This window comes from Roseburia sp. AM23-20 (assembly GCF_003470905.1).
In the GTDB taxonomy this organism is placed as follows: Bacteria; Bacillota; Clostridia; order Lachnospirales; family Lachnospiraceae; genus Roseburia; species Roseburia rectibacter.
In genome coordinates this window covers 70,346-86,307 of sequence record NZ_QRHS01000017.1, presented here as the reverse complement: position 1 = coordinate 86,307, position 15,962 = coordinate 70,346, and the positions used below count along the sequence as shown (strand labels likewise).

Genomic DNA, 15,962 nt, shown 5'->3' with positions numbered 1-15,962 from the left:
AGATTTTTGCTAATATGTTCAAAGATAAATGAAAGGCGGTATTTTAATATGCATATGGCAGATGCGCTTGTTGCACCGGCGGTTGCGACAACAATGTATCTTTGCTCAGCAGCAGCGGGCGGATATTCAGTAAGACAGGTAAGGGCGTTAGATGAGCCTAAGAAAGTTCCGGTTATGGGAGTTATGGGAGCTTTTGTTTTTGCAACCCAGATGATCAATTTTACAATTCCGGGAACAGGATCTTCCGGACATTTGTGCGGAGGAATGCTGCTTTCTGCATTACTTGGACCTTACGCAGGATTTCTTACCATGATAGGGGTTCTTTTGATACAGTGTCTGTTGTTTGCGGATGGCGGACTTTTAGCGCTTGGCTGTAATATATGGAATATGGCATTCTATGGATGTTTTATAGGAGCATTGCTGATCTGGAAGCCAATGATGCGTCGGGGAGCATCCAAAAAGAAGATTATTGCAGCATCTGTGCTGGGGTGTGTACTGACATTGCAGATGGGAGCATTTTCTGTTACATTAGAGACACTTGTTTCCGGTATTACGGAGCTTCCGTTTGGGACATTTGTGGCAGTGATGCAGCCGATCCATCTTGCAATCGGTCTGGTCGAGGGATTGATCACGGCAGCAGTGCTTTGCTTTGTATATGAGGCAAGACCGGAGCTGCTCTGGGGTACAGATGAAAGTACACAGAAACAGACATCACGTTTTTCTTTGAAAAAGACAGTGACGATTCTCGCAGTTTTAACTGTTTTGATCGGTGGCGGACTTTCTCTGTTTGCTTCAGCATATCCGGACGGACTGGAATGGTCTATGGAAAAGGTTGCAGGAACCACAGAATTAGATGCAAAAGGAACAGCATATAAGACAGCAGCAGAGATTCAGGAGCATACAGCGCTGCTTCCGGATTATGCATTTAAAAACAATGAGAGCATGGCAGGAACATCGTTTTCCGGTGTAGCTGGTGCAGCAGTGGTTGTAGTTGTATGTATCGGAGGCTGTTATCTATTTAAATTTTTTGGAAAGAATCAAAAGCATGAGTAAAATTCAAAGGGCAGTTTCTGAGATTAAAAGTATCGAGGAACTGGCAAATGAAGACAGGTGGGTGAACCAGGTTCACCCTCTTGTAAAATTATGTGTGACAATTTTGTATATAGGGACAGTTGTTTCTTTTTCTAAGTATAACCTGAGTGGACTGCTTGTGATGGCAGTTTATCCGGTTATTCTTTTTATTATGAATGAAATTTCTGTAAAGGATGCGTTATGGCGGATGCGTGTTGTGCTGCCGCTTGTCTGTGTGGCAGGTATATTTAATCCTTTTTTTGACAGGCAGATCGTAATGAATGTGGGACAGATTGAAATTAGTGGTGGAGTGATTTCAATGCTGACCTTGATGATAAAAGGAGTTTTTGCGGTTCTGGCATCGTATCTTCTGATTGCGACAACAACGATCGAAAAAATCTGCTTTGCGCTTGAGATATGTCGTCTGCCAAAAGTCATTGTGATGCAGGTATGGCTGATTTATCGGTATATTTCTGTATTGCTGGCAGAAACACAGCGGGTGGTGCAGGCATATGAACTTAGGGCACCTGGACAGAAAGGCATTCATTTTAAGGTGTGGGGATCTCTGATGGGACAGATGCTGATCCGAAGCATGGACAGGGCAGAGTTGATTTACGAAAGTATGTGTCTGCGCGGGTTTCAGGGAATATTTGGACTGAAAAAAGAGATACGGTTTTGTATGAAAGACGCAGTGTATCTTGTTTTATGGATCGCGGTGTTTACTATATTGCGATGTTTTGCGGTTGGACAACTGGTGGGAACTTTGTTTTAGATGGTAAAGAGAAACTGTTTTGTGACAGATGAAAGAGAGAGGAAAATATGGGACAGATTAATATAGAGGTAACGCATCTGAATTTTTCCTATGAAAAAGAAAATCCTATTTTGAAAGATATATCATTTGCAGCGGATGGGCAGGCGTCGATTGGCGTTGTCGGTGCAAACGGGGCAGGAAAGTCAACACTTTTAAAATTACTTGTCGGTTTGTATTCTCCGGATTCAGGCAGCATCAGTATCGGGAATGTACCGTTACAAAAAGAGACATTAGCTCAGATTAGAAAAATGGCTGGATATGTGTTTCAGGATTCTGAAAATCAGCTTTTTATGCCGAATGTATATGAGGATGTGGCATTTGCACCACAGAATTATGGTCTGTCAGAAGATGAGGTTGCATACAGGACAAAAATGGCACTTGCCGAGGTACACATTGAACATCTTGCGAATAAACCGATCCATAAACTGTCAGGAGGAGAGAAAAAGTTAGCGGCAATCGCAACCATCCTTTCCATGAAACCGGATATTATACTGATGGATGAACCGTCGGCGGCACTTGATCCGAAAAACCGCAGAAATCTGATCCGGGTATTGAATGAGTTTTCCTATCTGAAAATCGTGGCCTCACATGATCTGGATTTTGTATGGGATACCTGTGACAGAACGATTTTACTGTCGGAGGGCAGAATTGTGTGTGATGGGGCAACAAAGGAGATTTTAAGCGACAGGGAGTTGTTAGAGGCACATGGACTGGAGCTGCCATTGTCTTTGTATCGAAGATGTATTTAAAATGGCTGTAATCGCTACTCGCACAGTATGTGTGAACAGTAGCCGTTTCTGATTTAGAGGGAGAAATGTGAGGAAAAAATGCTTGCAATTTTGCGAGTGCTAATATATAATGGCAAAGTGGTTTGCGGGTGTGGCGGAATTGGCAGACGCGCTAGATTTAGGTTCTAGTGTCCCCGACGTGCAGGTTCAAGTCCTGTCACCCGCATGAATAAAAAATAGCCGGAAAGCTAAGATTTTGCAGTAAAATCAAGGCTTTCCGGCTATTGTTTTGTTCTGAAACAAGTCAATAATATGGAAAATGTAAAAGAAATTACAAAATTTATAATAAATTTAAAAAATATTGAGATAAATTGTGCAATATGGTAAAATAATAGAAAGGAATTTTCAAAAATCTGTATAGAAAAATCTATATACATCATATTTGTGAACTCCGATATTACAGCAGGGAAGCGGGAGGAAAGATTTATGAACAATGTAAAAGTACAGACAAAGCTGGCAATCGTAATGTTAGCGACGATAGTGGCACTGGTATTGTGTGCCGTTATTTCATCGGAGAGCATGAAGCAGCTCCAGAGCAAAGCATTAGAGACGATGGAAGCAGATGAGCGGGAGTCTTATGATGAACAGATTAAACAGCAGGTAGATAATGTGGTCTCACTTTGTCAGACGATTTATGATCAGTATCAGGCTGGTGTGTATACCGAGGAAGAAGCTAAGAAGTTAGCGGCAGATGAGATCAGACAGCTTCGTTATGGAGATGGCGGATATTTCTGGGTTGACCAGTATGACGGAACTAATGTGGTGCTTTTAGGAAATGATACAGAAGGCACAAACCGTATGGAGACGAAAGATGCCAATGGATATCAGATGGTTAAAGAGATCATCCGTGTCGGACAGGAGGCAGATGGAGGATATACAGATTATGTATTCCCGAAAGAAGGCGAGACTGAACCTTCTCCGAAACGTTCCTACAGTAAAGCATTTGAACCGTTTGAATGGGTGATCGGAACCGGTAATTACACAGACTATATCGATGATAAGGTTGCATCCATTGAAAAAGATTTTACTTCATATGTAACAAACAAACGTACCACGTTTATCATTTCAACAATAATAGAAGGAGCGGTAGTAGTATTTCTTCTTATATTGATCATTTTAAGCATTATTAAACCACTGAAGAAGTGTATCAGTTCCATCGGAGTCATGGAACAGGGTGATTTTTCACAGGCACTTGGAACTGCACTGTTAAAACGACGTGATGATTTTGGAAAGCTGGCAGGTTCCATTGAGTCTATGAGGACAGAGATGAACGGACTGATCGGCGAGGTTAAGAGCCAGGCGACAGAGATCACCGGAATGGTACAGGAGATTGATACCAACATCCAGGCTTTGGATGAGGAGATTGAGAATGTTTCCGCTACTACGGAAGAACTTGCAGCAGGTATGCAGGAGACAGCTGCTTCCTCCGAAGAGATCAATGCGATGTCCCATGAAATCGAGAGCGCTGCAAAGAGCATTGCAACGCGTTCACAGGACGGGGCTATGGAGGCAGATGATATCCGAGACCGTGCTGTCAGTATTAAAAAGACCACAACCGAAAATGATAAACGTACCAAGGCAATCCATGCGGAAATCAATGAGGGACTGACAAAAGCACTTGAAGATATCAAAGTTGTCGATCAGATTGGCGTTCTTGCGGAATCAATTATGGAGATTACCGGACAGACAAACCTGTTAGCACTCAATGCATCCATTGAGGCCGCACGTGCGGGAGAGGCAGGAAAAGGCTTTGCAGTTGTTGCAGATGAGATCCGGGTACTTGCAGAGCAGTCAAAGGCGGCAGTCGTACATATCCAGGATGTAACAAAGAATGTGGTTGAATCTGTAACGAATCTGGCAGATGGAGCGAAAAAGTTACTTGAGTTTGTCGGAACAGATGTGGTGGACAGTTTTGCAGGATTCTCTGACATGGCAGATTCTTACAGTAATGATGCAGGTAGTATTGATGGACTGGTAACTGATTTTTCGGCATCTTCAGAGCAGCTTTTAGCATCGATCAACGGAGTTATGGATGCGATCGGTGAAGTAAGTAAGGCAGCAACGGAGGGCGCAACCGGTACCAATGATATCGCTGAAAAAACAGGTGTTGTGGTTGAGAAGGCAGCTGAGATCAAAGAAAAAGCAGAGGCAGCGCATGCAGCAGCGGACAGACTGCAGAAGAATGTAGAGCGTTTTATTGTATAGAATAAGTGAATGCAGGCAAATCAAATAAATGAGTAAACATGTCTGCACGATGATTAACAAATAGCGGTCAGATCATATGAAAAACAGCGGATAACAACAAGAGAAGAAGTTGTTATCCGCTGTTTTATAATGTATTTTGCAGCATGTTTGCGTGGTTATGCTGATAGCAAAGAGAATGCAGGTTATATAATTATTCTCCCTGATAATTACTGCGTACATACTGCTCGATCGCTGTATTATCCTCCGGCATACGGCAGCCAACGATAAAGACGCTTTCATTATCCGTGCTGCGGATGATATGTCCTTCTAACTCGCGGGCACTTGCTACAGGAAGATCCGGGATCGATAAGGTAATGTCGGAACCGATCGCACTGGCAAAGAAATTATCGCGGACGCTGAAAGCAAAGCCGCCTGCACTGATATTGATCATCTGACCGTTATATTGTCTGCCGGTCTGTGTTACCGTGATCGTACATTTGTTGGAGAGCGGCATACGCGGATATTTACGACGGTTGATAACCTTCGGGTTGGTTGCAACAGTAATCTTATAAATATCAGATGCCTGACCGCGCATTGTGGAAATATCGGCATTTTCCCAGATATACAGTGCATTTGTGACGGAAATCTGCAGCTCGTAAGTAAAGTTTTTATTTTTAATTTCAATCGAATGACCGGAAGGAACATGCAGACGTGCTGTAATTCCACCGTCTAGGGATGCTGTTACCTCACCGTGAGCAGTAAATGATGAACTGCCATTTTTGGCGATCAGGACGACTTTCATGCCAGGTTTGGCATCACCGATTCCCATGAAACCGCCGGTACCGAGTTCACCCATCAGTTTTCCGACAATCGTTTCGATTTTATTTACGTTGACGGCGGATTCCTCGTATTTACTCAACATGGTGCGTGAAACGTCATCTGACTGGTTGATGCACTTGGTCATGACATCCATGGTGTCGCAGACCTGTTTCATGTTGTCAACCATATCCTGATTGGAAGACTCCACATCTTTCATGGCACCGTCGATTACTTTGATATTTTCACCGAGAGTCGTCGAATCTTTGGTAATACTGGCAACACTGTCTTTTACGAGTGTGAGTTTTTCACGTGTTGTCTGGATCAGGTTAAGCGTCTGCGTGATGGACTGTGTCATTTTTCCAGAGGTCTCATCTAAATGAGTCAACGCATCACGGATGCGGCCGGAAGAATTTTTCGTCTCTACGCTGAGTCCCTGAATCTGGTCAGCTACAACGGCAAATCCTTTTCCGGCAGCACCGGCCCGGGCGGCTTCTATGGAGGCGTTTAAGGCGAGGAGATTTGTCTGGAAAGTAATGCCTTCGATCGTTCCAGTCTCTTCTTTTACCATATCAAAATCCTGTTTGAAATTCTCTAAAACCTGTTCGACCTGTGAGGACAGATCTGCCATTGTGTTGGTGGTAGACACAACATCGGCAAGTTCTTCCGCACTTAAGTTTGCGTGTTCGATGGATTCCTGGATCAGATTTACCATTTCTGCGATCAGGGATGCTACATTCTCGACCTGTGTGTTGATATCGGAAGTCTTATCCATGGAGGACATTGTTTTGTTATAGAGAATATCGTTATTCTGGGTCAGTTCTTCCATGCTTTTTACAACGGAATCAGCCCCCTGTTTGTTTTCATCAGCAAGTTCACGGACTACGGTAACACCGTCTACAATGGAACTGCTTGCGCCTTTGACCTGCCCTACTGTGGTTACCACACGGTTTAGGTTGTCTTTAATAGAGTTGACAAGTGCTCCGTCGGACTGGTTTAGATGATCGATGGAAACGACGTAGCAGATATAGCAGAGCAATATCGTGGAGATCTGAAGGTAATAATCATTTGTGGAAATATTTGGGTTTATGCCATATATATTATGTAAAATAAGATGAACAATTACAATGATCTCGTTGGCGATACCGCACCGGATCATATATTTACGATCTTTAAAGAGAATCAGCATACTTGTAAGCGGCAGAATATAGCCAAACGCGATTGCAGAATCGGTGGTGAGAATTACATAAGTGTAAAATGCACCGTAACCGACAGCAACAACTTCCTTATATATAGAGGAAGCCTTTCCGTTGATCTTTAATACGAGAATACCAATAAAAAATGGAACCCATGCCATAAGAAGAAAGGTAATATAATATCTGGCTGAGTGAAGTCCCTGGGAAGTTTCTGAACCATACGAAAGAGTCATGATGGCGATTAAGATCAGCCAGATCGTGCGAGCCTTTGAGTTTGATTTTGCTTTGAAATATGATTCGTTATACTCCATAAAATTCTCCATTCCTGCGATAAAAATTTACATGCGGAATATAAATATATCGCACTCATTTTTCATATGTAAATTAGGACTAAAGTAATATCGTTAATCAGATTTTAAGTTTATATGTGGGTGCTGTCAATCCTTTAAAGCAATAAAGTCTGAAAATGGTCTTTACTTTTTTCCCAACTGGTATTAAGCCACTCGACAACTTTTATTTTTCCATCTTCTGTAAAAGGAAATGTGGCAGAAGTTTTTAAGGAATCGTCTGTGGTGGCAAAATTATAAGGTCCCGGCCAGTAAATAGCACGGAAAACATCGGTATCGGATTCTTCATCGTGTTCTTTTTGGATCAGATAACGCATGCCTTTGTAGCTGCCGGTAAATTTTTCTTTTTTGTAGAAGTTGAGATTCAGGATATCTTCCGGTGTGATCATGGTGGTGTCTCCTTATATATAGAAGTTCGTGATGTTGTAAAATCTGTTTCAATTATAACAGGTGTAAAATGAGATGGAAAGAAGCAAAATTACATTATAATATAGACGAAATAGAGAAAAAATGAAATCTTTAGCGAAATGTAAATATTCCCAATAATTAAAATAATGAAAGAAAATTCATACATTTAGGAAGGCTCTTGAATGATAATGCAAAAGAAGGGAAAATACTGGGAAAAGCGTTATATTTATACATGCCTGAAAATGAGAAAAAGTATTGACAAAAAACGGCTTGCATGTATAATAAAAAAAGTATTGTTCGTCGGGAACATACAGTTGTATGTTTTTAAAGTGCAATGGGCAAAGGAGTCTGTTGGCACTTTTTTTTGCTTATACAAAAATATTTTAGCACGATAACGTGTTACAACAATAATGCTATAAAGACGCCATGGCGTTTTTATATAGAACAATTTTCTATAAGGAGGAACTATTATGAAAAAGAAACTGATTTCTCTTTTTCTGATCGGTGCCATGACTACCGGAATGGTAGCAGGATGCGGTTCAGGAAACAGCAATGCTGATGCGGGAAACAACGCTTCTTCTGACAACGCTGCTGTAGAGGGTACAGAGGCAGCTGCAGACGGAACAGAGAGTACTTTTAACGGTACTTACAGCAACAAACAGGTAATCTTAGGCGAGAGTTCTGAGACAAGTGGAGATATCACTCCATTCTGGGCAAACGGTGCTTCTGATTACGATGCATTCAAATTAGTTACAGGTATGGCTCCGATCGACAGAGACCAGACAGGTAAATGGATCGAGAATCCGGCTGTTCTTGATAATCTGGAAGTAACAGATAACGAGGACGGAAGCAGAACTTACACAGTTAAGATCAAAGACGGCTTAAAGTTCAGCGATGGTTCTGATGTAAATGCAGACGACTACTTATTAACATACATGTTAAGATGTGACGAGATGATCACTGATCTCGAAGCCAGCAACTTAACAGACAGTACTGTTCAGTATGTAAAAGGTTATGACGCATATTCAAACGGCGAGACAGATACATTCGAAGGACTTCATCTGATCGATGACAAGACTTTCTCTGTAACCATCGACGCACAGTATATGCCATACTACTATGGACAGGCTTTGATCTCTAACCAGCCGGAGTCTATGGACTTATGGTTACCGGAAGATGTTACTTTAGAGGATACAGAGAATGGTGTGAAATTCTCTGACAACTTTACTTCTGAGTACATCGGAGATAAAGTACAGGCTGCAAGATATGACTACAATATCTGCTCCGGTCCTTACATGTTCACATCTTATGATGAGAACTCTTATGCATACACACTGACAAAGAACCCGAATTTCCCAGGTAACTTCGAGGGACAGACAGCAAATATCGAAACTGTTATCGTAAAATATACACCACAGGATACTATGATGGATCAGTTAAAGACCGGTGCTGTTGATATCTTATACCAGGTAGCGGACGGTGATCAGATCGAGCAGGGCCTTGACATGGTAGAAGAGGGTAACTTCAATTACTTAAGCTATGGCCGCGCAGGTTATGGAATGATTTCTCTCAAATGTAACCAGGGACCGACCCAGTTCAAAGAAGTACGTCATGCAATGGCTTACTTACTTGACCGTGTAACATTTGCACAGACATTCACAGGCGGACATGGTACTGTTGTAAGCGGACCTTATGGTACACAGCAGTGGATGGCTGAGGAATATGCAGAAGAATTAGACGGATTAAACTCTTACACATACAGCCTTGACTCTGCAATCAAAGAGTTAGAGGACGGCGGCTGGGTATACAACGAAGATGGTTCTGATTACTCAGGTTCCGGAATCCGTTACAAGAAATTAGACGATGGTACTTACATGCCATTAGTAATCGAGTGGTTCTCTTCTGAGAATAACTCTGTATCTGACCTGCTTGTAACTTCCTTACAGCAGAACCCGGATGTAGAAGCAGCAGGTATGAAGATCAACCAGACTGTTGGTACTTTCACAGACTTACTGACATATTACTATGACAGCTCCAAAGAGAACCCATATCAGATGTTCAACTTAGCAAGTGGTTTCGGTAACCCTTATGATGTTGCATATCAGTATGAGCCAGGTTCATCTAACAACACCAATGCATTAGAGGGTGAAGAAGGTCAGAAACTGTATGATCTTGCAATCACTATGAACCATACAGAAGAAGGTGATGATGAGGCATATGCAAAAGCATGGTTCGATTTCATCGCTGACTGGAATGATGAGCTTCCTGAGATTCCGCTGTACTCCAATGATTACCATGATTTCTTCACATCAAAGCTTCATGACTTTGAAGAAGATGGATACAACTGGGATGTAACAAACGCAATTCTGTATGCAAACATGGAGTAATCTGTTTTATAGAATCATATTCTATTCCATGTGAAATTTTACCGGCATGTGGCGTGGGGCATAAGTCCCGCGCCCGTGCGGTATATATTCCGGCAAATTCTTTGATCGTTTCTTTAGGAATGAGATCAAAGGGGCATGTCAGGATTTTGTTCCTAAGGAAACGAAGAAGAAAAATCAAATGAAGGTTGGTTAAATTATGTTAAAGTACGTTGGGAAAAGAATTTTATATATGATAGGGGTATTCTTTGTAGTATCCATTATCCTTTTTGTACTGTTTAATAACGTACCTGGTGACCGTGCTCTTAATCAGGTGCAGAACTTAAGAGGTAAAGTCTCCGACGAGACATTTCAGCTCCGCTATCAGGAAGCAAGAGAAAAATTAGGATTAGATGATCCGATTCCGGTCCGTTATGTAAAATGGATGGGAAATTTATTAAAAGGTGACCTTGGATATTCTTCCTTCTACAAAAAAGATGTGAAAGACTGTCTCTCGACACCACTGTTAAATACAATACAGATCAATATCGTATCAACGATACTCGCGTTAGCGATCACAATACCGCTCGGTATTCACTGTGCGGTCAAGAAATTTTCTAAATTTGACAATACGGTACAGGTGCTGACAATTGTCGGCTACAGTATGCCTCAATATATAATTGCTCTGGTATTTATTTTCATATTTGCCGTAAAACTCGGCTGGTTCCCGATCAGTGGTATGAATACGCCGAACTTCCAGGGAACCGGAATGGCATTCGTGCTTGACCGTCTCCATTATCTGGCACTTCCGGTCATCGTTATGACGGTTGCAGCTTTGGGAAGCATGACACGTTATGTCCGTGCAGCAATGATCGATGCACTCCGTATGGATTATATCCGTACTGCAAGAGCAAAAGGTTTAAAGGAAAAAGTCGTTATTTATTCCCATGCATGGAGAAATGCACTTCTTCCGGTTATCACACTGATCATCAGCTGGTTCATGAGTATTTTCATGGGATCTATCGTTATTGAACAGATTTTCCAGTTGAACGGTATCGGTAAAATGTATTATGTCGGACTTATGAATCAGGATTACGATATGGCACTTGCAGTAAATATGCTCTACTGTATCATCACACTGCTCAGCAACCTGATCACAGACTTAAGCTATGGTCTGGTAGATCCGCGTGTACGTATTGATAAGTAGGAGGAACGAAAAACATGAAGATGCTCAAACACCTTTTTGGAAAAAGGGATAAAGAACTCGATGTATTACAGGAAGAAGCGCTTCAGAGTCCGCTCCGTACGGTTGTGAGGAATTTCACCTCAAACAGACTTGCGTTTGGCGGCTTGATCGTATTTTTAGTTATCTTTTTGATCGTTTTAATCGGACCAATTTTTAATCCGATCGACTTAAGTGAAAAAGAAGAGACACAGATCAACGTGGCTCCGGGACTTAATATGATGAAAGTACCGGACGGTTTGAAAGGAAATGTAAAAGAGATTTCTACAGGTGCGACATTCAGTGTAGGCGTTGACAATGATGGTAAAGTCTATGTCTGGGGCTACACAAAGATCAGTAACAAGATCGATATTGCAAAGAAGATGCCAAAACAGAAAGAAATGGGAAAAGTGGTATCTGTATCTGCAGGATTTGACCATGTCATGGCACTCAATGAAGATGGGGAGCTTTTCATCTGGGGTAGTGACCGTATGGGACAGTGTCAGGTTCCGATGGAAGTAAAGCATGAGAAGATCAAACAGATCGCAGCCGGTTATCAGATTTCTTATGTTTTAACCGAAGGCGGCGAAGTCATCGCATGGGGAAATGAAAACTTAAATGATGTGCGTCTGACCAGAAGAAACGGTAACAGCCACATTGCAAAGATTTCCGTAGCAAATACAACTTTAATGGCGCTTACAGATGATGGCGAGATCCGGCATTTAGGAAGCCAGAAATCCGATATCTCCAATATTCCGGAAGACCTTGGAAAAGCGAAAGATATCGTGACAACCTCCGATGCCTGTGTGGCATTGTTAGAGGATGGCTCTCTTAGAGTCTGGGGAAAAGCCAACAAGAGTGAGAAAGAGATTCCGGAAATGGATGGAGAGATCGTTTCCATGTTTGCCGGAAGATATCATATTACAACACTGACAGATAAAGGAACTGTTTACTCCTGGGGAAGCAATGCAAAACACCAGACAGATGTTCCAAAGAAAGCAAAAGATGTGATTGCCATCTACGGCGGTACTTATCAGAACTATGCAGTGACAAAATCCGGCGATGTAGTAACCTGGGGATTAAAAGGTTATCTGTTTGGAAGTGATGAACTTGGACGTGACGTATTTACCCGTATCTTAAATGGTGGACGTATGACTATGACGATCGGTGCAATCTCCGTTATCATTTCCACGATCATCGGTATCATCATTGGTGGTGTGTCCGGTTTCTTCGGAGGCTGGGTTGATATCGTGTTACAGCGTATCACAGAGATCGTTGCATGTCTGCCGTTCCTTCCCATGGCGATGATTTTGACATCTATCATCGGAAACAGTATGACAGAGAGCGCAAGAATTGCCCTGATCATGGTGATCCTTGGTATATTAAGCTGGCCGAGTCTTGCAAGACTTGTCCGCGCACAGGTGCTTGCAGAGCGTGAGCAGGAGTTTGTAACCGCTGCAAATGCGATGGGTGTAAAACGTTCTGTGATCGTATTTAAGCATATTATCCCGAATGTAATTTCGGTTATCATTGTATCCGCAACGCTTGATTTTGCTTATTGTATGCTGACAGAGTCTACGTTGTCCTTCTTAGGATTTGGTGTAAAACTGCCGCGTCCTACATGGGGAAATATGTTAAACGGCTGCGTAAGTTCCGTTGTTATCCAGAACTACTGGTGGAGATGGGTATTCCCTGCCATCATGTTAGGTATCTGCGTAATCTGTATCAATATGGTCGGAGACGGTCTGCGTGATGCCATCGACCCGAAATCAAATGAGCGTTAAAGGAGGAAACACAAAATGGCTTTATTAGAGATTCATGACCTGCATACCTTCTTTAAAACGAAAAAGGGTATTGTAAAGGCAGTAAACGGTGTTTCTTACTCGGTAGAACCGGGAAAGACACTTGGTGTTGTAGGTGAGAGTGGAAGCGGTAAGAGCGTTTCCGCTATGAGTATTTTAAAATTATTAGACGGCAACGGATATATCGACAGCGGCGAGATCATTTTTGACGGTAAAAATCTTGCAGACGTATCTGTAAAAGATATGTGTAAGATCCGTGGAAATGAGATCTCTGTTATTTTCCAGGAGCCGATGACCAGCTTAAACCCGATTTTTACTGTAGAGCGTCAGCTTTCCGAGCCGTTTATCATTCATCAGGGAATGAATAAAAAAGAGGCAGCCGAGAAAGTGGTTGAGATGTTAAAGGATGTACGAATCCCGAATCCGGAAGCGGTTGCCAAACAGTATCCGCATCAGCTTTCCGGTGGTATGCGCCAGCGTGTCATGATTGCCATGGCACTTGCCTGCCGCCCAAAACTACTGATCGCTGATGAGCCGACGACGGCTCTTGATGTAACGATCCAGGCGCAGATCTTAAAGCTGATGAATGATTTAAAGAAAGAGAAAGGAACATCCATTCTCTTTATCACACATGATCTTGGTGTTATCAACGAGATGGCAGACGATGTCGCTGTTATGTACTGTGGTCAGGTTGTGGAAAAAGCTCCGGTGCGTAGCATTTTTGGGGATAACTCCTATCTGCATCCGTATACGGAAGGACTGCTTTACTCTATCCCACGTCTTGATACACCGACCGGAATCCGTTTAGAGGCAATTCCGGGTGCCGTACCGCATCCACTTGATCTTCCGAAGGGATGTAAATTTGCACCGCGCTGCAAATATGCAACAGACAAGTGCCGTGAGATGGAACCGGAACTGAACGAGGCAGAACCGGGACATATGGTACGCTGCTTTTATCCGAAGAAAGGGGAAAGAAACTAATGAGTGACGAGAACAAGGTATTACTGCGCGTTTCGAATTTAAAACAGTATTTCCCGATCGGAAAAAAGAAGATGGGAAAACCGCAGTCATTTGTAAAGGCAAATGATGGAATCAGTTTAAATATTTATGAGGGCGAGACTTTCGGTCTGGTTGGTGAGAGTGGATGTGGAAAATCTACATTCGGACGTACATTGTTACAGCTTTACCGTCAGACTGGCGGACGTACCGTATATTACGGACGTACCGTAGAAGATTTTGACTTGAAATATGTTGAGGAGATTTTTAAGAATCTTCCAGATAAGAAGAAAAAATGCGAGGAGCTTTTAGACAAGGTAAAAAAGTTAGAGGCAGACTACGCTAAAATGCCAGAGGGCAGCGAGGAAGAAAAGATCGCCAAGAAGGCAGCCGGACAGCATCTTGCTGAGATGGAGAGTGAGGCAAACAACGATCTTTTGGATATCACTGCTTTGATCGGCGGACTCTATACGTTAGATGAGTCTGCACTTGCAGAGGCAGGCCGTCATTATCTTGCAGAATATCTTGCCATGAAAGAGATCCGTAAGATCAATGCACAGGCAGAGGATTTTGAGAAAAACGGAAAATCCGCAAAAGCAGAGGAAGTAAAGAAAAAAATTCCAGAGCTTCAGAAAAAAGTACAGGCTGAGCTTGCAGAGATCGATAAGATCCGTGACAACTGCAAAAAAGATGAAGCATTTGATAAATATGAGGCACAGAAGGATGACGGTATCAATCTTGCAAACTTAACGGATGCAGAGATGCGTTATCTGCGCCGTGATCTTCAGTTGATCTTCCAGGATCCGTATTCATCCTTAAATCCGCGTATGACGGTAGGTCAGATCATCGGAGAGGGACTGATGGCTCACAATATCTTCAAAAAAGGTGATCCTAAGATGCAGGATTACATCATGGAGATCATGGAGAAGTGTGGACTTGCTTCTTATTTTATCCATCGTTATCCGCACCAGTTTTCCGGTGGACAGAGACAGCGAATCGGTATTGCGCGTTCACTTGCAGTAAATCCGAAGTTTGTTGTCTGTGATGAGGCAGTATCTGCACTGGATGTTTCCATTCAGTCACAGATCATTAACCTGCTGTTAGACTTAAAAGAGCAGAATAATTTAACATACCTGTTTATTTCACACGACCTTTCTGTCATCAAATATATCAGTGACAGGATCGGTGTTATGTACCTGGGAAATATGATGGAGCTTTCTGATACGGAGCATCTGTTTGCACATCCGTACCACCCATATACAGAGGCATTACTTTCTGCGATTCCAACCACAGATGTGGATGGTAAAAAAGAGACGATCATTCTTGAGGGAGATATCCCAAGTCCGATCAATCCGCCAAAGGGATGTAAGTTCCATACAAGATGCCGGTATTGCACAGAGATCTGTAAGAATGTGACTCCGCAGTTCGAAGAGGTAGAACCGGGACATTTTGTAGCATGTCATCATAAATTAGGCGTGCCGGAAGAAAAATAAATATATTGATTGCGTGCGAAACCGGCAGATGTTGTCCGACCGCGTAAACAGCAGAAAATAAAATAGATACAATTTGACAGATGATAAGAGCTGGCTTAAACTGGAAACATAGTGTTTTTTGGTAAGAGCCGGCTCTTATTTTATAAGCGGCTGGCTGTGATTTGTTTCGCAGCAGTATCTTTACAAATAAGTACTTTTAGTAGAAATGGAGATTATATGTTATTTCAGAGAAAAATAGATGGAGCAATGAAGAAGCTGCATGAGAGCAGTGATGCGGCGGAGGAAGAACGCAGGAAAGATGCAGGAGAACCGTATGAGGAGCTGGAACGCCCCGAATTAGAAAAGGGGGATATGCTTGCGATGATCATTGCGGCATTTATCACGTTTATACCGGTTGCTATTTTGGTGCTTGGCATTATCCTGGTGGCAGGTTATTTTCTGCTGCATTGATATGGATAAACGTCA

Annotated in this window: 12 protein-coding genes and 1 tRNA gene; 11 read left to right on the top strand and 2 right to left on the bottom strand. The window is 42.5% G+C overall.

The window, feature by feature from the left end; genetic code table 11:
• Nucleotides 1–48 precede the first annotated feature (48 nt).
• The 5 genes from DW650_RS13195 (at nt 49) to DW650_RS13175 (ending at nt 4,875) form a co-directional block, all read left to right on the top strand.
• Entirely contained in the window at nt 49–1,053 is a 1,005-nt protein-coding gene (locus DW650_RS13195; protein ID WP_117921031.1) for an energy-coupling factor ABC transporter permease, read from the top strand.
• Nucleotides 1,046–1,843 carry a cobalt ECF transporter T component CbiQ gene (cbiQ, locus tag DW650_RS13190; RefSeq protein WP_117921030.1) on the top strand — a complete coding sequence of 266 codons (798 nt, stop codon included), beginning with the start codon at nt 1,046–1,048 and terminating at the stop codon, nt 1,841–1,843. Before DW650_RS13195 ends, cbiQ begins: the two co-directional genes overlap by 8 nt.
• A 47-nt stretch (nt 1,844–1,890) precedes the next feature.
• On the top strand, nt 1,891–2,631 hold the full coding sequence (locus tag DW650_RS13185; protein ID WP_117921029.1) for an energy-coupling factor ABC transporter ATP-binding protein: 741 nt from the start codon (nt 1,891–1,893) through the stop codon (nt 2,629–2,631).
• A 124-nt stretch (nt 2,632–2,755) separates the two neighbouring features.
• Nucleotides 2,756–2,836 (top strand) — tRNA-Leu (locus tag DW650_RS13180).
• 260 nt (nt 2,837–3,096) lie between these two features.
• On the top strand, nt 3,097–4,875 hold the full coding sequence (locus tag DW650_RS13175) for a methyl-accepting chemotaxis protein (RefSeq protein ID WP_243006832.1): 1,779 nt from the start codon (nt 3,097–3,099) through the stop codon (nt 4,873–4,875).
• A gap of 190 nt (nt 4,876–5,065) precedes the next feature.
• Here the strand turns inward: DW650_RS13175 and DW650_RS13170 are convergent, their stop codons facing one another.
• On the bottom strand, nt 5,066–7,177 hold the full coding sequence (locus tag DW650_RS13170; RefSeq protein ID WP_117921027.1) for a methyl-accepting chemotaxis protein: 2,112 nt from the start codon (nt 7,175–7,177) through the stop codon (nt 5,066–5,068).
• 134 nt (nt 7,178–7,311) lie between these two features.
• Nucleotides 7,312–7,602, bottom strand: coding sequence for a GNAT family acetyltransferase (locus DW650_RS13165; RefSeq protein ID WP_117921026.1), 291 nt, complete (start codon nt 7,600–7,602; stop codon nt 7,312–7,314).
• Nucleotides 7,603–8,091: 489 nt separating this feature from the next.
• On the opposite strand from DW650_RS13165, the gene DW650_RS13155 reads away from it, so the two are divergent.
• From DW650_RS13155 to DW650_RS13130, 6 genes are all read left to right on the top strand, one after another.
• On the top strand, nt 8,092–10,008 hold the full coding sequence (locus DW650_RS13155; protein WP_118210178.1) for an ABC transporter substrate-binding protein: 1,917 nt from the start codon (nt 8,092–8,094) through the stop codon (nt 10,006–10,008).
• Between the two features lie 196 nt (nt 10,009–10,204).
• Complete coding sequence (locus tag DW650_RS13150) at nt 10,205–11,191, top strand: ABC transporter permease (protein WP_117921023.1); 987 nt, start codon at nt 10,205–10,207, stop codon at nt 11,189–11,191.
• A gap of 14 nt (nt 11,192–11,205) precedes the next feature.
• Complete coding sequence (locus DW650_RS13145; protein ID WP_118210177.1) at nt 11,206–12,990, top strand: ABC transporter permease subunit; 1,785 nt, start codon at nt 11,206–11,208, stop codon at nt 12,988–12,990.
• A gap of 15 nt (nt 12,991–13,005) precedes the next feature.
• The gene (locus DW650_RS13140) at nt 13,006–13,989 is read left to right on the top strand and encodes an ABC transporter ATP-binding protein (RefSeq protein WP_118210176.1); all 984 of its coding nucleotides are present in this window, start codon (nt 13,006–13,008) and stop codon (nt 13,987–13,989) included.
• On the top strand, nt 13,989–15,497 hold the full coding sequence (locus tag DW650_RS13135) for an ABC transporter ATP-binding protein (protein ID WP_118210175.1): 1,509 nt from the start codon (nt 13,989–13,991) through the stop codon (nt 15,495–15,497). Before DW650_RS13140 ends, DW650_RS13135 begins: the two co-directional genes overlap by 1 nt.
• 216 nt (nt 15,498–15,713) lie before the next feature.
• On the top strand, nt 15,714–15,947 hold the full coding sequence (locus tag DW650_RS13130; protein ID WP_118210174.1) for a hypothetical protein: 234 nt from the start codon (nt 15,714–15,716) through the stop codon (nt 15,945–15,947).
• The last annotated feature ends 15 nt before the right edge of the window (nt 15,948–15,962 follow it).